This is a genomic window from Chelatococcus albus, from assembly GCF_030067675.1.
GTDB lineage: Bacteria > Pseudomonadota > Alphaproteobacteria > Rhizobiales > Beijerinckiaceae > Chelatococcus_A > Chelatococcus_A albus.
Map to the genome: position 1 here is coordinate 39412 of NZ_JASJEV010000013.1, position 19241 is coordinate 58652.

Consider the following 19241-nt stretch of genomic DNA (forward strand, 5'->3'; position numbering starts at 1 on the left):
GCGCCTTGGTTTCGGCGCCCTTGTGCCCGCAATCTGTCCAAATGGTGCCAGAGCCGCAACGCTCGCGGTTGCACAAACGCGTGAAGCGCGGGACGAGTGGCGTGCCCGCCACACTTTCCGGGGCTCGTGGTGCCGGCTGGGTTAATTTCTGGTAACGAATTACCGTAAACGTTTGCTCAATTCTTCCATGATGACCTTGGGCGAAGGGGCCGGCGAGGTGGCGAATCGGGCCTCCCGGCCTCGATGTCCGCCGCCAGCCCGCACGATCATGCCCGTCCCAGTTTCACGCCTCGCACGTTTCACCGTTCGCACGCGCGTTCTCGTCCTCGCCGGCCTCTTCGGGGCGGGAATGTCCGCGACCGCAGCCGCCTATCTCGTCGGTCGCGACATGCAGGAGGCGGCCTTCCGGGACTATCGCGCGGCCGTCGTTCTCGCCACCGCGAGCCGCGACGTCGAGGCCGATCTCGCGATGCTGCGCATGGCCGAACGCGATTTCGTGCTCAAGCGGACCCGGGCGGCCGGCAACCAGATCACGCAGCTTGCGGCCGGATTCCGCACCCAGGTGGACCACCTCGGGGCGCTTGGCCGTAGCCCGGAGACGGCGGCGCCGCTCGCGCAACTGTCCGAGTTCGCCCGCCGCAACGGCGAGATGCTCGCCGAAATCCTGGCCTTGCAGGACGAGATCGGCTGGTCCTCCGAGGACGCGCTGAACGCCATGCTGGGGCGGACCGGAGACGCGTTCAGCGCATCCGTGATGCAGATCGCAGATCGCCACGGCGACGCGCAGGCCCACAGGCTGCAGCTCATCGCCGCGAAGATGCGCATGCTGGAGAGCGACGTCCGCTTCGGCCGCGAACAGCCGGACGTCGTGGCCGGCCGCTTCGATGCCCAGATGAGCATTCTCCGACGCATGCAGGCATCGCTTCAGCTTCCCGCCGAGGAGCTGAAGGCGCTCGCCGACGGCATCGAGGCCTATGGCGCTGCCTTCGGGGTCTGGGTCGAGCGGGAGCGCGCCCTTGGCCTGCGCATGGATCGTCTGCGCGACAATTTCGATGTCATGGCGCCGCTGCTCGCCAGCCTGCAGGACGCGACGGTCGCCATCGCCAAGAGGAATGCGGAAACTCTCGACAGGGTCCAGTCCCGCACGGGCATGACGATCCTGTCGGTCATGGTCCTCGTGCTGCTCGCCGGTCTGCCGCTCAGCATCGTCATCGGGCAGGGCCTGACGCGCGCGCTTACGCGCCTGCGCCAGGCGATGGAACGCCTGGCGCAAGGCGACCTCGCGGCCTCGATCCCGCCGGTCGACGGCAGGGACGAAATCGCCGACATGACGCGCGCGCTCACGGTCTTTCGCGACAACGCCATCGAGCGCGAGGGCTTGCGCGGCGAGCGCGAGGCCTTCAACCAGCGACAGGCGGAGCGCGCGCGCAGCCTGGAAGCGGCGATCCTCGCCTTCGAGAGTGCGGTGGCCGACGCCGTCGGCAGCGTCAGGCACGCCGCCTCGGCGCTGGAGGAGACCTCGCTATCGCTCGACAAGGCCTCCTCGGACGTGACCACCCAGGCGCGCTTCGCCGGCGAGGCCGCCGCCAAGGTCGCCGAATTCGTCACCGAGGTTGCGCGCGCGGCCGAGGAGATGTCCGCCTCCATCGCCGAGGTGTCCGGGCAGGCGGCCCGCTCCAGCAGCGTGTCGAACCGCGTCGTCGAGGAAGTCGACCGCGCCGTTGCCGCCATGGCGGCGCTCGAAGGCGGCGCCGGGCACATCGGCGAGATCGTCGGGCTCATCCAGGCGATCGCGGCGCAGACCAACCTGCTCGCGCTCAACGCCACCATCGAGGCCGCGCGCGCCGGCGACGCCGGCCGGGGCTTCGCGGTCGTTGCCGCCGAGGTGAAGGCGCTCGCGACCGAAACGGCCCGCGCCACGAGCGACATCGCGAGCCAGGTCGCGGCCATCCAGCAGGCGTCCGCCGAAGCCATCGGCTCGATTTCCCGCGTCAACGGCATCATGTCCGAGATGGCCCTTGCCACCCATTCCGTGGCGACCGCGGTAGAAGAGCAGAGCGTCTCGGTCGATCTGATCGCGAGCCGCGTGGAACAGGCCTCGAGCGAAGCCCATTCCGGCGCCATGGCCGTCGCCGAGGCGGAGACGACGGCCGAGGGCGCCAAGGTGGTTGCCGACCGCGTGCTCCTGCTGTCGGGCGACCTCGCGCGGGCGGCGGAGGGGCTCGGACGGGAGATCAACGCCTTCCTGGTCGCCGTGCGGGCAGCCTAGGGCCGATTCCCCACCACCGCCGCAATCCGCCGTGCTTTTCACGCACGGCGCCCGGCCCCATATCCTCGGGTGGCGGCGCGGCCGCATGTCCGACCGGCTGGGGGACGAGTCCTCGGGCAGGGGGCGGGAGCGAAGCGATGAAGCGGTGGCTGATCGGGATCGCCGCGGGTGGCAGCCTGATCGCGGCATCAGCCCATGGGGCGGGCCCTGCAGGTGCGCCACCGGGAGGCCTGGGCGAAGCAGGCAGGGCGGCCTTGGCTCATTGGCTGGCGCGAGAGGACGTCGACGCCTTCATCGACGCGAGAATCGCCGCGCTGCACGCGGGGCTTCGCCTGTCGTCTGAACAGGAGAAACTCTGGCCGCCGCTGGAGACGGCGATGCGCAAGGTGGTTGAGCGCCTGCGCAAGGACATGGGCGAGTGGCCCGACGTCACCCGCCGCGACCTGCCGGCTCTCCTGCGCGGCCTCGCCGACCGGCAGGCCGCGAGCGCCGACATGCTGCGCGAGCTGGCCGATGCGCTGACGCCGCTCTATGCGACCTTCGACGACGCGCAGAAGCGGCGCTTCAGACGCTGGCTCTGGACGCTGCCCATGCACGGCCTCGCGATCGAACTGATGATGCCGGATCTTTAGGAAGGCACCGCTGCCCCGCCGCGAGCGCATCGCAGGATACGTTTCCCCCGACCGCGTTGTCCCGGCAGGGCGTGCTCCGCGCACTGCAGGGCTGCTCACGGCCGATGGCGAGGCCGGACATGTCGGGAAGTGCGGAAACCGCCGGGGATGGTGGGCGCGACAGGGATCGAACCTGTGACCCCTTCGGTGTGAACGAAGTGCTCTTCCGCTGAGCTACGCGCCCCATGCCGCAGCCTTCTAGGTTTGCTGCGCCCGCTCGTCAAGCAACCAGTGCATCGCTGGCGCCGAAGCTGTGAGCAACGCGTCCGCGCCGGGCCCCCGACGCTTGGGGGACCTGCGTAGCTGCGGGCTTTGGCCGCTTTGCGCCACCATGAGGAACGGGGTAAGCAGGCGGCCGTTCAATTCGGGTTGCCCGTGACGCGTCATCGCTCCATCCGCTCGCTCCTCGGCCTGGCTCTCGCCTATTGCCTGGCGGTCCAGACCATCGTCGTCGGCCTCGGCGGCCCGATGCCGGCGGTCGGCGGCGATGCGCCATGGCCGGTCTGGTGCCGCCCGGGCGTCCTGCTCGGGGCCGAGACGGCGCCGGCCGGGCCGGACGCGCCGGCGGCACCGGCCGCCGACGGTCACGATCTCTCCTGCATCCTGACATGCGCGGCCGGCGCCGCCCCGGCCGTGGTCGCCGCATCCGCATCCGGCCCGGCGGTCGGGCCTGCCGGACATCGCGCGGGGCGCATCGCGCATGCGCATCTGCTCCTGCCCCGCGGCCGCAAGGGGCTCGTCGCCGCCCCGCGCGGTCCTCCGCTCTTCGTCTGACGTCCCTTTCCCGACGCAACGACCAGCCGCGCAATTCCGCTGCGGCTCAACGAGCTTGGAGCATGTCATGTCAAACCATCTTGTCGGCCGGCCGGCCGCCCCGTTCCGCCGCGCCCGCCGCCCGTCGCTCACCGAGGCCCTGCTTGCCGCAGCCCTGACGCTGTCGGCGGGCGCCGCGCTCGCCCACGACTTCAGGGCCGGCGCCCTGACCATCGACCAGCCGTGGTCGCGCGCCACCCCCGCGGGTGCGCAGGTCGCGGGTGGGTTCATGACGATCCGCAATGCCGGCCCCGCCGAGGATCGGCTGATCGGGGGCGCCTCCGAGATCGCCGGACGCCTCGAGATTCATGAGATGGGCGTGGTCGACGGCGTCATGCGCATGCGGCCCGTGGAGCAGGGCCTCGCCATCAAGCCGGGCGAGGCCGTGGAGCTCAAGCCCGGCAGCTATCACATCATGTTCTTCGAGCTGAAGCGGCAGCTCAAGCAGGGCGAGCGCTTCAAGGGCGAGCTGCAGTTCGAGAAGGCGGGCACGATTCCGGTCGAATTCGCCGTCGAATCGATCGGGGCGCAGGGGGCCGGCCAGGGCTCCGGCGCCGCCCATCAGGGCCACGGTGGCTGAGCGCCATGCGCAAGCTTCGCATCGCCCTCTGGGGGCTCCTGGCCGCCGCCGCTGTCGCCGCGGCCGGCCTTGCCTGGCAGGCCAGCCGCGGCGCGCCGAATGCTCCGGTGCGCACGGCAGGCGCCGGCATCGCCGCCGTCGGCGGCCCGTTCCGGCTCACGACGCACGAGGGGAAGACGTTGTCGTCCGCCGATCTGGCCGGCCGGCCCTTTGCCGTCTTCTTCGGCTTCACGCATTGCCCCGACGTCTGTCCGACGACGCTCTTCGAGCTGTCGGAACATCTGAAGGCGCTCGGCCCGCGGGGCGACGACCTCAGGGTGCTCTTCATCACGGTGGATCCCGAGCGCGACACCAGGGAGCTGCTCGCGACCTACCTGAGCTCCTTCGACCCGCGCATCATCGGGCTTACCGGCACGCGCGAGGAGATCGACGCCGTGACGGTGGCCTACAAGGCCACCTACATGAAGGTGCGCACGAGCGGCGACGACTACACGATGAACCACACCGCCTCCGTCTACCTCATGGATGCACGGGGCCGGTTCGTCGGTGTGCTCGACTATCAGGAGCCCAGGGAAACGCAGCTCCAGAAGCTGCGCCGGCTCGTCGCGGGCTAGCGCCGGTCACGCGAGGGGGGTGGCCGCGGGCAGGAGCGCCGAGGCCGCCTCCCACAATTCGTCGAAATGCTCGATCACCCGGTCCGGCCCGAGGGCCGTCACGGCCGTGTCCGTATAGCCGAAGGGCACGGCGATGACGGGAATGCCGGCGGCGCGCGCCGTGTCGATGTCCGTGCGCGAGTCGCCGATCATGACGGCGCGCGCGGGATCGCCGCCGGCCTGCGCGATGGTCGCGGTGAGGTGGCGCGGGTCCGGCTTGCAATAGGGGAAGCTGTCACGCCCGCAGATCGCCGCGAAACGGTCGGCGATGCCGAGGGCAGCGAGGAGCTGCACTGAATGGCTCGCGACCTTGTTGGTGCAAACGGCGAGCTGCCATCCGGCAGCGGTGAGGCGCGCGAGCGCCGCCGTGACACCCGGGAAGAGCCGTGTCTCCTCGGCGATGCGGTCGGCATAGATCGCCAGGAAGTCGGCATAGAGCGCATCGAGGTGGTCGGGTGCGATCGTCCGCCCATTGACGGCAAGGCCGCGCTCGATCAGCGCCCGGGCGCCGGCGCCGATCAGGTCGCGCGCCTGCGCCAGGGGCAGAGCGGGCAGTCCCTCCCGGGCGAGGATGATGTTCAGGGTGCCGATGAGATCGGGAGCCGTGTCGGCGAGCGTGCCGTCGAGGTCGAAGACGGCGATCGGAACGGGCGCTGTGGTCATGACATGCCGCTACAGGCTTGGGGCGGCGCAATCAAGGCGGGCGCGCCGCGATGCTATGATGCTCGCACGATTCGTTCCGCCCGTTCGTCCGGAAGCTCATGACCCTGTCCATCCCCCGCGCCCTCCGCAGCCGCCTCCTCGAGGCTGCCGTTGCCACACTCGTCTGCGCCGCGCCGGCCGCCGCCAGCCAATATGACTTCGTCCCGGCGCCGCAGATCGACCTCAATCGCATCTATCGCATCGATCGCGTCACCGGTGAGGTCGGGGCCTGCCAGTACGGCCTGAAGGACGGCACGATCGGCGTGACCTTCTGCTTTCCCGTGGGCGAGGGGGCCGGCAAGCAGGAGCCGGGCGAATACGGCCTCGTGCCTTCCAAGCATGCGCGCGAGGCGGGTGTCTTCCGCGTCAACTACCGCACCGGCGAGATGAGCGTCTGCTACGTGCTCAACGGCGAGGTCGTGGTCTGCACGCCCCAGGCCGGCACGCCCGCGGCCGCGGCCGCCACCCAGGCGCCCGACGCGGGCACGCAGTCTCCCGCCGGCGGCGCCTCCGCCAAGAAGCCCTGAGAAGGCCCGAGCGGCCGCGGAACGGGCGACCGTCACCCCGCGCGTCGGTTCCGGATCCCCGGCTCGCTCATCGGTGGCGGGATGACAGGGTACGGCGATCCGTCCCCCGGGGGGCTCCGCGAGACCGCAGGCGAGGCAAAAGCGGGGTTCCGCCTCCGGCGGTGCGCCCATGGGCTCCCTTCCCGCCGGCCGCCCGCGCGTGCTAGACACGGGGCCGATCCCACGCATTCCTGCTTCATTGCGAGGCTGAGCCATGCAGCTTCAGGATTCTTCGCTCCTTGTCGAGCGCTGCTACGTCGCGGGCGAATGGATCGGCGAGCCGGTCGACGCCGTGTACAACCCGGCCACGGGGGAGGTTCTGGCGCGCGTGCCGCGCTTCGGCGCGGCCGAGGCGACGCGCGCCGTCGAGGCGGCGGCCGCCGCCTTCACGCCCTGGGCCAGGAAGACTGCAAGGGAACGCGCCGCGGTCTTGCGCCGCTGGTACGAGCTGATCCTCGCCAACAAGGACGACATCGCCGTCATCATGACGAGCGAGCAGGGCAAGCCGCTCGCCGAGGCGCGCGGCGAGGTGGAATACGCGGCCTCCTTCGTCGAGTTCTACGCCGAGGAGGCCAAGCGCATCTACGGCGAGACCATTCCGAGCCACCGCGCTGACGCGCGCATCATGGTCATCCGCCAGCCGATCGGCGTCGTCGCTGCCATCACGCCGTGGAACTTCCCGGCGGCGATGATCACGCGCAAGGTGGCGCCGGCGCTCGCCGCCGGCTGTACGGCGGTGGTCAAGCCCGCACCCGAGACGCCGCTCACCGCGCTGGCGCTCGCCGTGCTCGCCGAGCGGGCCGGTCTGCCGGCGGGCGCCTTCAACCTGATCACCGGCGATGCGCCGGCGATCGGCAAGGTCCTGACCGAGCATCCGGCGGTTCGCTTCGTCGGCTTCACCGGCTCGACGGAGGTCGGCAAGCTGCTGATGCGCCAGGCCGCCTCCACGGTGAAGAAGGTGGGGCTCGAGCTCGGTGGCAACGCACCCTTCATCGTCTTCGACGACGCCGACATCGACGCGGCGGTCGAAGGCGCCGTGCAGTCGAAGTTCCGCAACATGGGGCAGACCTGCGTCTGCGCCAACCGCATCTACGCCCAGGCCGGCATCTACGACGAGTTCGTCTCGAAGCTCGCCAAGAAGGTGATGGACCTCAAGGTCGGCAACGGCCTCGAGGTCGGCGTCGCCCAGGGGCCGCTGATCAACGCAGAGGCGGTGGAGAAGGTGGAGCGCCACATCGCCGACGCCGTCGGCCAGGGGGCGAAGGTGGTGGTCGGCGGCAGGCGCCATGCCTTGGGTGGCACCTTTTTCGAGCCGACTGTCCTTGCCGGCGTGACGACGAAGATGCTGGTGACGCAGGAGGAGACCTTCGGGCCGCTCGCCCCCGTCTACCGCTTCACCGACGAGGCGGATGCGATCGCCCAGGCCAATGCCACGCAATATGGCCTTGCCGCCTATTTCTACGCCCGGGACCTCGGCCGCGTGTTCCGCGTCGCCGAGGCCCTGGAATATGGCATGGTCGGCATCAATTCCGGCGTCATTTCCACCGAGCTTGCGCCCTTCGGCGGCGTGAAGGAGTCCGGCCTCGGCCGCGAAGGCTCCAGTCACGGCATCGAGGAGTTTGTCGAGCTCAAGTATCTTCTTCTGGCGGGACTGGATCGTTGACGGGCGAAGAACTGAAGCGCCGCGCGGCGGAGCGTGCGGTTTCCCTGGTTGCCGACGGCATGCGGCTCGGGCTCGGCACCGGCTCCACCGCCAGGCACTTCGTCGCCCTCCTGGGCGCGCGTGTGCGGGAGGGGCTCGACGTCGTCGCGGTGCCGACCTCGGAGGCGACGCGGGCTCAGGCCGAGGCCGAGGGCATCCGCCTCACGACCCTCGACGAGACGCCGGAGCTCGATCTCACCGTGGACGGCGCCGACGAGCTCGACGACCGCCTGCGCCTGATCAAGGGCGGCGGCGGCGCCCTCCTGCGCGAGAAGATCGTCGCTGCCGCAAGCCGGCGCATGGTCGTCATCGCCGACGGCTCGAAGCGCGTCGCCGTGCTGGGACGCTTCCCGCTGCCCATCGAGGTCGTGCCCTTCGGCCTCGGCGCCACGCGCCGGGCTGTCGCGGCCGCCGCCGAGCGCGCGGGATGCCGTGGCGCGCTGAGCCTGCGCAGCGCCCCCGACGGGGCCCCCTTCGTCACGGACGGCGGGCATTACATCCTCGACGGCGCCTTCGGGCGCATCGAGGATCCCGAGGCGCTGGCCGGCGCCCTCGCGACGGTGCCCGGCGTCGTCGACCATGGCCTTTTCCTGGGCCTCGCCACCGGCGCCGTCGTGGCGAGCGAGGAAGGCCTCGCCGAACTCGGCCGCCTCTGATAACTGCCACGCTCCGGACTTCCAGGGAGAACGCCCCGATGAACCGCTTCCTCACCCGTGTCGCCGCCGCTTCGCTCGTTCTCGCGCTCGCGGGCGGCGCGGCCTCGGCGCAGACCGCCACGGCCACCGCGCCCTCGCATCTTCAGGCGGCGCGCGAGGTCGTGCTGGCCTCGGGCATGTCGCGCTCCTTCGATGCCATGCTGCCGACCTTCGGCGACCAGGTCCGCCAGATCTACGTCACCCGGCCGGAGATCGCGGCCGATCTCAATGCCGTGCTCGACCAGCTCAAGCCCGAGCTCGAGAAGCAGAAGGACGAGATGGTGACGACCGCCGCGCGCGTCCTCGCCGGGCGCATGAACGAGGCCGAGCTCAAGGAGGTGGGCGCCTTCTTCAAGTCGCCGGCCGGGCAGCGCTACGTGTCGACCCAGCCGCAGGTGCTCGACGAGCTCTTCAACGAAATGCGTGACTGGGTGCAGAAGACGTCGGAGTTCGTCATCACCCGCGTGCGTGCCGAGATGAAGAAGAAGGGCCATGAGCTCTGAGGGCTCGCCCTGCCGGCCTGACCCGCAAGAAACCCGCCGCGGAAGACGGCGGGTTTCTTCTTGCCTGTTCCTGACGTGCCTGTCGCCGCGCGGCCCGTGCAGGGCCTGACGAGCGTCAATCCTCCGCCGCCTTGAAGCGCTCGAGCCCCTTGAGGAAGTATGGCGCGACGAGCGCGATGAGCGCGATCACGAGGAGCGTCGCCGCAAGCGGGCTCTCGATCAGCACGGCGGGGTCGCCCAGGCTGATGGCGAGCGCCCGCCGGAGCTGGGTTTCCGCCATCGGGCCCAGGATGAGGCCGACGACCATCGGCGCGATCGGATAGTCGTAGCGCCGCATCAGGAAGCCGAGGACGCCGAAGAGGGCGAGCATGATGAGCTCGACCGGCGAGGGGTTGGCCGCGATCGTGCCCACGGAGGCGAAGACGAGAATGCCTGCATAGAGCCAGGGCTGGGGAATGGCGAGGAGCCGCACCCACAGGCCGACGAGCGGCAGGTTGAGGACCACCAGCATCACGTTGGCGACGAAGAGACTCGCGATGAGGCCCCAGACGAGGTCCGGCTTCTCCGCGAAGAGGAGCGGTCCGGGATTGAGGCCGTATTGCTGGAAGCCGGCGAGCAGGATGGCCGCCGTCGCCGAGGTCGGCAGGCCGAGCGTGAGAAGCGGCATCAGCGTGCCTGCGGCGGAGGCGTTGTTCGCCGCCTCCGGGCCGGCGACGCCCTCGATGGCGCCCTTGCCGAACTCCTCGGGGTGCTTCGAGAGCTTCTTCTCGATCGTGTAGGACATGAAGGTCGGGATTTCCGCGCCGCCCGCCGGCAGCGCGCCGATGGGGAAGCCGAGGGCCGTGCCGCGCAGCCACGGCTTCCACGAGCGCTTCCAGTCCTCCTTCGTCATCCACAGCGACCCGCGCACCGGCTCGATCTCCTCCGGCGCGTACTTGCGGCGGGAGGCGACGAAGAGCGCCTCGCCGACGGCGAAGAGCCCGACCGCGAGCGTCGTCACCTCCACGCCGTCGAGGAGCTCCGGCACGCCGAAGGTCAGGCGCGCCTGGCCCGTGAGCGCGTCGATGCCGACGAGCCCGAGCAGGAGGCCGAGGAAGAGGCTCGTGAGCCCTCGCAAGGGCGAGTCGCCGAAGGTGGCCGACACGGTGACGAAGGCGAGCACCATGAGGGCGAAATAGTCGGCGGGGCCGAACTGGACGGCGAGATCGACGAGGGCGGGGGCGAAGAAGGCGAGCCCGACCGTCGCCACCGTGCCCGCCACGAACGACCCGAGGGCGGCGGTGGCGAGCGCCGGGCCGCCGCGGCCGGCCTTGGCCATCTTGTTCCCCTCGAGCGCCGTGATCATCGAGGCGCTTTCGCCGGGCGTGTTGATGAGGATCGACGTGGTCGAGCCGCCGTACATGCCGCCGTAGTAGATGCCGGCGAACATGATGAGCGAACCCGTCGGGTCCATCTTGAAGGTGACGGGCAGGAGAAGGGCGACGGTGAGCGCCGGGCCGATGCCGGGCAGGACGCCGACGGCCGTGCCGAGAAAGACGCCGACGAGGGCGAAGAGGAGCTTCGCCGGCTGCAGGGCGACGAGGAAGCCTTGGCCGAGGGCCGCGAGCTGATCCAGCATGTCCGGTCCTCAGAACAGGTGCTCGAGCGGCCCCTGGGGCAGCGAGAGGGACAGAAGCCTGGTGAAGCCGAGATAGGCGATGAGGCCGAGCGCCGCGCCGATCCCGAGGTCGGTGAGGAAGGCCGCACGCCCGAAGGCGCGCGCCGTCAGCGCGAAGAGGAGCGTCACCGCGATGATGAAGCCGCCGCCGACCGAGATGACGCCGATGAGCGACAACAGGCCGGCGAGGATGAGGCAAACGGCCATCGGATCGAAGGCTTCGGGCTTCGGGATGTCGCCGCGGAAGGCCGCGACGACCGTCGCGAGGCCGAGGATCGCAAGACCGGCGGCGACGACGTAGGAGGCGGCATTGGGGCCGATGCGCGCATAGCCCGGCCCCGCCGTCGCCGCGCTCGCCGACCAGGCGACGACGCCGGCGAGGGCCAAGAGACCGACGGCGATCAGCAGGGCGGCCCAGTCCGGCCGACGTCCGGGGTGCGCGTGTTCCATGTTCGGTGCTCCCGCGGCAGGGCGTGAAGCCAGCCGTTCCGGCCGAAACCGGGGATCCGGCTCGCCGAGATCGCGCCGGCCGATGCGAGTGTATGACAGATCGGAGATCCCACCCAGCCGCGGTCGAGCGGCGGGTCGTTCACGCGGATCGGTGGGAGAAGGGGGCTGCGGTGCCGCCGCAGCCCCCGGGGCCTCACTTGGCGAGGCCGATCGACTTCAGCACGTCGCCGACGCGCGTCTGCTCGTTCTTCAGGAAGGTCGCGAAGGCGTCGCCGGCCATATAGGCGTCGTCCCAGCCCTTGGCCTTCAGCGTTTCCTGCCACTGGGGCGACTTGACCATCTTGTCGATGGCCTCGATGAGGGCCTTCTTCTGGTCCGCCGTGATGCCGGGCGGGGCGACGACCGAGCGCCAGTTGACGATCTCGAGCGCGATGCCCTGCTCCTTCAGGGTCGGGCCGTCGACGTTGGGCGCACGCTTGTCCGAGGCGATGCCGATGAGGCGCAGCTTGCCGGCCTTGATCTGGCCCTCGAACTCGCCGTAACCGGACACGCCGGCCGTCACCTTGCCGCCGAGGATTGCCGCCAGCGCCTCTCCGCCGCCGGAGAAGGGGATGTAGTTGATCTTGGTGGGGTCGACGCCGACGGCCTGGGCGAAGAGGCCGACCATGATGTGGTCGGTGCCCCCGGCCGAACCGCCGGCCCAGGTCACCTTGGCCGGGTCGGCCTTCAGGGCGGCGGCGAGATCCTTCGCATCCTTGATCGGCGAGTTCGCCGGCACGACGATCGCCTGATTCTCGCCCGTGAGCCGCGCGATGGGCGTAACCTGTTCGAGCGTCACCGGCGACTTGTTCGTGATGATGGCGCCCACCATCACGAAGCCGTTGACCATGAGCTGCGAGCCGTCGCCCTTCGCGCCGGTCACGAACTGCGCGAGGCCCACCGTGCCGCCGGCACCCGGAACGTTGGTGACCTGCACGCTCTTGGCCGCGCCCGCCTGCGTCAGCGCGGCCTGCATGGCGCGGGCCGTCTGGTCCCAGCCGCCGCCAGGCGCCGCGGGAGCCATGATCTTCAGTTCCATCTGCGCGAAGGCTGCCGTCGCGAAGCCGACGGCGGCAACCGTGGCCACGAGGCCGCGCGCCAGGGTCCTACCAAAGGCTGTCATCCGATCCTCCCGATTTCCCCGGCCTGCCCATGTGGTTATTGCGGGGGCGCAAAACCTATCGGCGGCCTTCCCGGCTCTCAAGTTCATCGCACTAAACACTTTATTGACATATTTCGTCCGGCCGCCAGTCATCTCTGCGGTGGAGCCTGTCCAGACCCAGCCTGGGGAGCGGGGGCGGCGCCGTTCCCCGGTATCGGCCTGCGCGGCCCGAGGAGCGAATGCGGAGGAGGAGGGCGGACATCGGAGGCGAGCGATGGCGGGCATGCGCCGACCGCCGGGGATGCGCGCCGTGTGCTGGCGCACGTGCCGCAACCCGGCTACTCACCATGTCTCTTGAAGCATGGTCGGGCGCGATGGCCGGGCGTCGGTGAAAGGGAGAATCATGAGCGATTTCGACGTCGATCTCTTCGTCATCGGGGGCGGTTCGGGCGGCGTGCGCGCGGCGCGCATCGCGGCCGGCCACGGGGCGAAGGTGATGATCGCCGAGGAGTACCGCTTCGGCGGCACCTGCGTGATCCGCGGCTGCGTGCCGAAGAAGCTCTTCGTCTACGCGAGCCGCTTCACCGACGAATTCGAGGACGCCGCCGGCTACGGCTGGAGCCTCGCCAAGGCCTCGTTCGACTGGCCGACGCTCGTCAGGAACAAGGACGCGGAAATCGCTCGCCTGGAGCGCATCTACCGGACCAATCTGGAGCGGGCCGGCGTCGAACTGGTCGACAGCCGCGCCGTGATCGAGGATCCGCACACCGTGCGCCTGCTGAAGACGGGCGCGCGCGTGCGGGCGCGCACGATCCTCGTCGCCACCGGTGGCTATCCGGTGAAGGAGCCGGCCATTCCCGGCGTGGACCTTGCCATCACCTCGAACGAGGCGTTCCACCTGGAGGAGCTGCCCAGGCGCATCATCGTCGTCGGCGCGGGCTACATCGCGGTGGAATTCGCCGGCATCTTCGCCGGCCTCGGTGTCCAGACGACGCTCGTCCACCGGGGCGACAAGCTCCTGAGGGGCTTCGACGAGGACCTGCGCGAGGGCCTTACGGAGGCCTACGCCAGGCGCGGCATCAAGCTCGCCCTGTCGCGCACGATCACGCGCATCGACCGGGGCGGGGAAGAACTCGTCGCGACGCTCGATGACGGCTCGCGGCTCGCCGCCGACCAGATCATGATCGCCACCGGCCGCCGGCCGAACACCGCGAACCTGGGGCTGGAGGCGGCCGGCGTCCGGATGAACGGCAACGGCGCCGTCTTCGTCGATGGCGCTTCCCGCTCGAGCGTGCCGTCGATCTACGCGGTCGGCGACGTGACCGATCGGGTCAACCTCACGCCCGTCGCCATTCGCGAGGGACATGCCTTTGCCGATTCCCTGTTCGGCGGCCGGCCGACGAGCGTCGACCACTCCCTCATCCCGACGGCCGTGTTCTCCACGCCCGAGATCGGCACTGTCGGCCTGACGGAAAGCGAGGCGCGGGAGCGCTGCGACGTCGTCGTCTATCGCTCCGCCTTCCGCACCATGAAGGCCACACTCTCCGGCCGCGACGAGCGGATGATGATGAAGATCCTCGTCGACGGCGCGAGCGACAAGGTGGTGGGCGTGCACATCCTAGGCGAGGGCGCGGCCGAGATGATCCAGCTCGTCGGCATCGCGGTGACCATGGGTGCGACCAAGGCGGACTTCGACCGCACCATGGCGCTGCACCCGACGGCGGCGGAAGAGCTCGTCACCATGCGCACGCCGCTCCCGCGCGCCTGACGCATGAGCGGGTCGGTTCAGGGCACGGGGTGGTGGGCCGCCGTTCCCGGCGGCTCCTCGCGTTCGAGGCGCAGGTCCGGCGCCGCGCGCTCGAACATGCGCCACAGCACGAAGCCGGCGAGCACCGCGTGGATGGCGGCATTGTGCACGAAGAGCATGCGGTCGCCGAAGCTCGTCATCAGGAACGACGCGAGGGACGGGCCGACGACAGCGCCGATGCAATAGAGGAAGAGCAGGGTGCTCGACAGGTGCACGGCCCCTTCCTGCGCCTGCCGGTCGTTGGCATGGGCCGAGATCAGCGGATAGACGACCGATGTGAAGAGGCCTAGCGCGAAGGCGAGCCCGTAGAGGAGCGTCGGCGGTCCCTTGCCGGCGACGACGAGGGCGATCTCCACCGCCATCGCAAGCGCCGAGACCGTCATGATGACGATGCGCCGGTCCACCACGTCGGACAGGCGGCCGATGGGATAGGGGCCCGTGGCCGAGCCGACGATCATTGCCGTCATGAAGCTGGCGACGACCGTCGCCCCGAGCGACATGCGCTCCACATAGGCCGGGGCGAGCGACCAGAAGGCGCCGTTGGCGAAGCCCACGAGCAGGATGCCCACGGCGCCGATCGGGCTCGTGCGGAAGAGGCCGAGGATGTCGAGCCGGCCCTTGGCCGGGAGGGGCGGTGCCTCGGCCCGCGTCATGGCGAGCGGCACGAGCGCGAACATGAGGAAGGCGGCGGCGCCGGAGAAGAGCGTGAAGGAGCGGGGGCTGTCGAGCCGCAGGAGCTGCTGGCCGCTGGCCGAGCCCGAGAAGTTGACGATGTTGTAGAGGCCGAGCATGCGCCCGCGGTTGCCGTCGTCGGCCTTGGCGTTGATCCACGCCTCCACGATCGCGTAGAGCCCGGCGAAACAGAAGCCGATCAGCCCGCGCAGCACCATCCAGACGACGGGCGACACGAAGATGGCGAAGCCGAGGCAGGCGACGGCGGCAACCGCCGCGAGCGCCGAGAAGGCGCGGATATGCCCGGCCCGGCGCACGATCGCCGGCGTCACCCAGGTGCCGATGAGCATGCCGGAGAAATAGACGGAGCCGATCGCGCCGATATCCGTCGGGGAGAAGCCCTCCTGCGTGCCGCGCAGGGGCACCAGGGTCGTCAGGAGGCCATTGCCGGCGATGAGAATGAATACGGCGACGAGAACCGGAACGACGGCGAGGAGGGGGGCAGGCACGATGAGCCTCTGACAGGAGGGGAGCGACGCGGGACGGCTGTGCCTCGATGCGGAGACTTTGCGGCAGGACTGCGTTTCACTGCTAGCGCCGCCACGGCGGGACTGCCATGCATTTCCGGCGAGGGCGCGCCCCGCCCGTGTGGTCGCCCGGCCGCAACGATGACGCAGTCGCCTGTACTGCCGACTTCGTGTATAAGCGCGGCCTTTCTGGCGCTACGATGATGGGGTTGCAGCAGACGTGATCCCGGCGGGAGTTAGAACCATGACCGAGCGGTGGACGCCGTCGAGCTGGAGAACGAAACCGATCCAGCAGGTTCCGGTCTATCCGGATCCCGAGGCATTGCAGGCTGTTGAGGAGCAGCTCGCCGGCTTTCCCCCGCTCGTCTTTGCAGGCGAGGCGCGCAAGCTGAAGAAGGCGCTTGCCAAGGTCGCGGCCGGCGAGGCTTTCCTGCTGCAGGGCGGCGACTGCGCCGAGAGCTTCGCCGAGCACTCCGCCGACAACATCCGCGATTTCTTCCGCCTGTTCCTGCAGATGGCGGTGGTGCTCACCTTCGCCGGCGCCTCGCCCGTGGTGAAGGTGGGCCGCATCGCAGGCCAGTTCGCCAAGCCCCGCTCGGCTCCCACCGAGAAGATCGGCGACGTGGAGCTGCCGAGCTACCGCGGCGACGTCATCAACGGCATCGAGTTCACGAGCGAGGCGCGCACGCCCGATCCGCGCCGGCAGCTCATGGTCTACCGCCAGGCTGCGGCGACGCTGAACCTCCTGCGCGCCTTCGCCCAGGGCGGCTACGCCAACCTCGACAACGCCCACCGCTGGATGCTCGGCTTCGTCAAGGACAGCCCGCAGTCCGGCCGCTATCAGGAACTCGCCGACCGCATCACCGAGGCGCTCGACTTCATGCGCGCCATCGGCGTCGACCCCGAGACGCATCCCGAGATGCGCACGACGGACTTCTACACGAGTCACGAGGCGCTGCTCCTCGGCTACGAGCAGGCAATGACGCGCGTCGACTCGACCTCGGGCGACTGGTACGCGACCTCCGGCCACATGATCTGGATCGGCGATCGCACGCGCCAGCTCGACCACGCCCATGTCGAGTACTTCCGCGGCATCAGGAATCCCATTGGCCTGAAATGCGGCCCCTCGCTGAAGCCGGACGAGCTTCTCAAGCTCATCGACGTGCTCAATCCGGAGAATGAGCCGGGGCGTCTGACCCTCATCGGCCGCTTCGGCGCCGACAAGGTCTTCGAGCACCTGCCGGCCCTCGTGCGCGCGGTGAAGGCGGAAGGACGCACCGTCGTCTGGTCGTGCGATCCCATGCACGGCAACACGGTCAAGGCCGCGAGCGGCTACAAGACACGTCCCTTCGACCTCATCCTGCAGGAGGTGAAGAACTTCTTCGCGGTGCATCAGGCAGAGGGCACCTACGCCGGCGGCATCCACCTCGAGATGACCGGCAAGAACGTGACCGAATGCACGGGTGGCGCCCGGGCCATCACCGACGCCGAGCTGCAGGACCGCTACCATACCCACTGCGATCCGCGCCTCAACGCCGAGCAGGCGCTGGAGCTCGCCTTCCTCGTGGCCGAGCTGCTCAAGGCCGAGCGCGCCGGCAAGCCGCGCCAGGCCGAGGCCGCCGAATGACGGCTGCTCGCCGCGGATGAGCATCGGGGGCTGCCCGAGGGGCCGCCCCTTTTTTCGTCGGCGCCGGACGTTCCGGCGGAAGAGCTGGCTCTCCCGTGGGGGCCGTCGACGTTTCAAGATGGCTGGAAGCCTTCCAGCATGATCTTGCCCACCGTGCGTCCGCTCTCGATGGCGGCGTGGGCGCGGCGCAGGGTCGGCGCGTCGATGGGGCGGAAGACGGCCTGGGCTGTCGTCCTGACGAGTCCCTCGTCGACAAGGGCGCCAGCTCCGCAAGCAGGTGGTGCCGGGCCTCCATGTCGGGCGTGCCGAACATGGAGCGCGTGAACATCATCTCCCAGAAGAAGGCGAGGCTCTTTGCCTTCAGCGCCATGACGTCGAGCGGTGATGCGGGATCGTCGATCACGGCAATGCGGCCCCGCGGCTTCATCGAGGCGACGATCTCGGCCCAATGCTCGTCCGTCCGCGTGAGTGAGAAGACATGGTCGACCTCGCCCGCGCCGATGCGCTTCAGGTCCTCGGACAGCGGCTTGCCGTGGTCGATGACGTGATGGGCGCCGAGTTCCTTCACCCGGGCCGCGACCGAGGCCGCGAGGTCGTGCCGACGACGGTGAGCGGCGGCAGGCGCCGCGCGAGCTGCACGGCCATGGAGCCGGCCCCGCCCGCTGCTCCCTTGCCGGGCCAAGGCCTTGCGCGAACTGGAGATGGATGGCGTCGTCGCCCGCAGGGTCTATCCGAGCAGGACGGCCGTGCCGGCGGGGATGTCCCGATGCCGTGCCTCCGCCGGTTCCGCGAGTTCGTGCTGTTCGAGAGCCTCCGAACTTGCGTTTCCGCAAGCTGGCGCTGGCGATTCTGGCCCTTCCATTGCTCCACCGCCGAGCGATATGAAGGGCCTCGGAGGCTCCCATGTCGGCAATGTCGGCACTACCCACGCTCTTCGTCTCGCACGGCGCGCCGAACCTCGTGCTGCACAACACGGCGGCGCGGCGCTTCCTTGCGGCCTTCGGCCGGACCTTGCCGCGGCCGCGCGCGATCCTCGTCGCCACGGCGCATTTCGCCGCGCCGCAGCCGCTGCTGACGGCCGACGAGTGGCCGGGGACGATCCACGACTTCGGCGGCTTCGAGCCCGAACTCTACCGGATGACCTACGATGCGCCGGGCGACCCGTCGCTCGCCGTCCGGGCGGCCGGCCTCCTGCAGGACGCGGGCTTTGCGGCCGCCGCCGTGCGAGGGCGGGGCTACGATCACGGCACCTGGGTGCCGCTCGCGCTTCTCTATCCGCAGGCCGATATTCCGGTTGTGCAGCTGTCCGTGCAGCCCGATCTGGGGCCGGCGCACCACCTGAAGCTCGGTGCAGCCCTGGCGCCGCTGCGCGAGGAAGGGGTGCTGATCGTGGGCTCCGGCGCCATCACCCACAATCTCCACGAGTTCTTCGGCAAGGGCTATCCCCTCGATGCCCCCGCCCCCGACTGGGTGAAGGACTTCGGGGAGTGGGTGAAGGACAGTGTGCAGGCTGGCGCGACCGACGATCTCCTCGCCTATCGCGAGCGCGCTCCCCATGGCGCCGAGAACCACCCGACGGAGGAACACTTCCTGCCGCTCTTTGTCGCCATGGGCGCTGCAGGGCAGGGCGCACATGGCGAGCGTGTGCACACGAGCGAGCAATACGGCGTGCTGATGATGGACGCCTATCGCTTCAACTGACGTCGGGCTGGCGGCTCGGTCGCGCGTTTTCGAAATGCTAACGGAACCGTTGCATGGTGCGGCGGGCTGGCCGGCAACGGATGGCGGGATTGCACGAGATCGTCCTGGCACTGCGCAATTCCCTGCGAGGGCTGGTCTTCGCGGTGCGATCGGAGCGCGCCGTGCGGCAGGAGCTCGTGCTCCTGCTCCTCGCACTGCCGCTGGCCGCCGTGGTTACGGAGAAGCTGTGGCTGCGTGTCGGCCTCGTCTGCACGATTCTCCTGGTGCTGACCGCCGAGTTACTGAATACGGCTCTTGAGAAGCTCGCCGACCATGTCACACCCGAGCCGCATCCAAGGATCGGCATCGTCAAGGACCTCGGTTCCGCCGCCGTGTTCTGCGCGCTCATCCTCGCGGCCCTTGTGTGGGGCGCGGCGGTCGCCGAACGCCTGGGCTTGCTGTAGAGCGCCGCCCGCTGAGCAAGAGCCGCATTGCCGCCCGGCGGGCAGCGCGGTAAACCCGTGGC

19 protein-coding genes and 1 tRNA gene are annotated in these 19241 nt (G+C 69.8%); 13 read left to right on the forward strand and 7 right to left on the reverse strand.

Going from position 1 to position 19241, the window contains the following annotated elements; all coding sequences use genetic code 11:
• Positions 1–349 precede the first annotated feature (349 nt).
• Both QNA08_RS16495 and QNA08_RS16500 read left to right on the forward strand, forming a co-directional pair.
• A complete protein-coding gene (locus QNA08_RS16495; RefSeq protein WP_283741822.1) occupies positions 350–2269 on the forward strand; it encodes a methyl-accepting chemotaxis protein in 1920 nt (639 codons plus the stop codon).
• 254 nt (positions 2270–2523) lie between these two features.
• Positions 2524–2901 carry a Spy/CpxP family protein refolding chaperone gene (locus QNA08_RS16500; RefSeq protein ID WP_283741823.1) on the forward strand — a complete coding sequence of 126 codons (378 nt, stop codon included), beginning with the start codon at positions 2524–2526 and terminating at the stop codon, positions 2899–2901.
• Between the two features lie 148 nt (positions 2902–3049).
• On the opposite strand, the gene QNA08_RS16505 is transcribed toward QNA08_RS16500, so the two are convergent.
• A tRNA-Val gene (locus QNA08_RS16505) sits at positions 3050–3124 on the reverse strand.
• Between the two features lie 191 nt (positions 3125–3315).
• Between QNA08_RS16505 and QNA08_RS16510 the strand changes: the two genes are divergently transcribed.
• The 3 genes from QNA08_RS16510 (at position 3316) to QNA08_RS16520 (ending at position 4947) form a co-directional block, all read left to right on the forward strand.
• Positions 3316–3714, forward strand: coding sequence for a hypothetical protein (locus tag QNA08_RS16510; protein ID WP_283741824.1), 399 nt, complete (start codon positions 3316–3318; stop codon positions 3712–3714).
• A 67-nt stretch (positions 3715–3781) separates the two neighbouring features.
• Complete coding sequence (locus tag QNA08_RS16515; protein WP_283741825.1) at positions 3782–4333, forward strand: copper chaperone PCu(A)C; 552 nt, start codon at positions 3782–3784, stop codon at positions 4331–4333.
• Positions 4334–4338: 5 nt separating this feature from the next.
• Entirely contained in the window at positions 4339–4947 is a 609-nt protein-coding gene (locus tag QNA08_RS16520) for an SCO family protein (protein ID WP_283741826.1), read from the forward strand.
• A 6-nt stretch (positions 4948–4953) separates the two neighbouring features.
• Here QNA08_RS16520 and gph read toward each other — a convergent pair whose 3' ends face one another.
• Positions 4954–5649 carry a phosphoglycolate phosphatase gene (gph, locus tag QNA08_RS16525; protein WP_283741827.1) on the reverse strand — a complete coding sequence of 232 codons (696 nt, stop codon included), beginning with the start codon at positions 5647–5649 and terminating at the stop codon, positions 4954–4956.
• Between the two features lie 98 nt (positions 5650–5747).
• Between gph and QNA08_RS16530 the strand changes: the two genes are divergently transcribed.
• The 4 genes from QNA08_RS16530 to QNA08_RS16545 all read left to right on the forward strand — a co-directional run bounded on the left by QNA08_RS16530 (position 5748) and on the right by QNA08_RS16545 (position 9154).
• The gene (locus tag QNA08_RS16530; protein WP_283741828.1) at positions 5748–6215 is read left to right on the forward strand and encodes a hypothetical protein; all 468 of its coding nucleotides are present in this window, start codon (positions 5748–5750) and stop codon (positions 6213–6215) included.
• A gap of 253 nt (positions 6216–6468) precedes the next feature.
• Positions 6469–7917, forward strand: a complete 1449-nt coding sequence (locus QNA08_RS16535; protein WP_283741829.1) for an NAD-dependent succinate-semialdehyde dehydrogenase — start codon at positions 6469–6471, stop codon at positions 7915–7917.
• Positions 7914–8612, forward strand: coding sequence for a ribose-5-phosphate isomerase RpiA (rpiA, locus tag QNA08_RS16540; RefSeq protein WP_283741830.1), 699 nt, complete (start codon positions 7914–7916; stop codon positions 8610–8612). The genes QNA08_RS16535 and rpiA overlap by 4 nt, the downstream gene beginning before the upstream one ends.
• 38 nt (positions 8613–8650) lie before the next feature.
• Positions 8651–9154, forward strand: a complete 504-nt coding sequence (locus QNA08_RS16545; RefSeq protein ID WP_283741831.1) for a DUF2059 domain-containing protein — start codon at positions 8651–8653, stop codon at positions 9152–9154.
• 115 nt (positions 9155–9269) lie between these two features.
• On the opposite strand, the gene QNA08_RS16550 is transcribed toward QNA08_RS16545, so the two are convergent.
• From QNA08_RS16550 to QNA08_RS16560, 3 genes are all read right to left on the reverse strand, one after another.
• Positions 9270–10772 carry a tripartite tricarboxylate transporter permease gene (locus QNA08_RS16550; RefSeq protein WP_283741832.1) on the reverse strand — a complete coding sequence of 501 codons (1503 nt, stop codon included), beginning with the start codon at positions 10770–10772 and terminating at the stop codon, positions 9270–9272.
• A gap of 9 nt (positions 10773–10781) precedes the next feature.
• Positions 10782–11261 carry a tripartite tricarboxylate transporter TctB family protein gene (locus QNA08_RS16555; protein WP_283741833.1) on the reverse strand — a complete coding sequence of 160 codons (480 nt, stop codon included), beginning with the start codon at positions 11259–11261 and terminating at the stop codon, positions 10782–10784.
• Positions 11262–11454: 193 nt separating this feature from the next.
• Positions 11455–12423 carry a Bug family tripartite tricarboxylate transporter substrate binding protein gene (locus QNA08_RS16560; protein WP_422679936.1) on the reverse strand — a complete coding sequence of 323 codons (969 nt, stop codon included), beginning with the start codon at positions 12421–12423 and terminating at the stop codon, positions 11455–11457.
• Between the two features lie 382 nt (positions 12424–12805).
• Here QNA08_RS16560 and gor point away from each other — a divergent pair, with 382 nt between their 5' ends.
• Positions 12806–14170 carry a glutathione-disulfide reductase gene (gene gor, locus QNA08_RS16565; protein ID WP_283741834.1) on the forward strand — a complete coding sequence of 455 codons (1365 nt, stop codon included), beginning with the start codon at positions 12806–12808 and terminating at the stop codon, positions 14168–14170.
• A gap of 17 nt (positions 14171–14187) precedes the next feature.
• Here gor and QNA08_RS16570 read toward each other — a convergent pair whose 3' ends face one another.
• A complete protein-coding gene (locus QNA08_RS16570; RefSeq protein ID WP_283741835.1) occupies positions 14188–15390 on the reverse strand; it encodes an MFS transporter in 1203 nt (400 codons plus the stop codon).
• Positions 15391–15652: 262 nt separating this feature from the next.
• Here QNA08_RS16570 and QNA08_RS16575 point away from each other — a divergent pair, with 262 nt between their 5' ends.
• Positions 15653–17035: a class II 3-deoxy-7-phosphoheptulonate synthase gene (locus QNA08_RS16575; RefSeq protein WP_283741836.1), complete on the forward strand. Its 1383-nt coding sequence runs from the start codon at positions 15653–15655 to the stop codon at positions 17033–17035.
• On the opposite strand, the gene QNA08_RS19065 is transcribed toward QNA08_RS16575, so the two are convergent.
• Positions 16986–17603 (reverse strand): zinc-binding dehydrogenase, encoded by a 618-nt coding sequence (locus tag QNA08_RS19065; protein WP_422679937.1) that lies wholly within the window; start codon positions 17601–17603, stop codon positions 16986–16988. The genes QNA08_RS16575 and QNA08_RS19065 overlap by 50 nt on opposite strands.
• Positions 17604–17938: 335 nt before the next feature.
• Between QNA08_RS19065 and QNA08_RS16585 the strand changes: the two genes are divergently transcribed.
• Both QNA08_RS16585 and QNA08_RS16590 read left to right on the forward strand, forming a co-directional pair.
• Positions 17939–18736, forward strand: coding sequence for a DODA-type extradiol aromatic ring-opening family dioxygenase (locus QNA08_RS16585; protein WP_479688868.1), 798 nt, complete (start codon positions 17939–17941; stop codon positions 18734–18736).
• An 89-nt stretch (positions 18737–18825) separates the two neighbouring features.
• On the forward strand, positions 18826–19179 hold the full coding sequence (locus tag QNA08_RS16590) for a diacylglycerol kinase (RefSeq protein ID WP_283741838.1): 354 nt from the start codon (positions 18826–18828) through the stop codon (positions 19177–19179).
• Positions 19180–19241 lie beyond the last annotated feature (62 nt).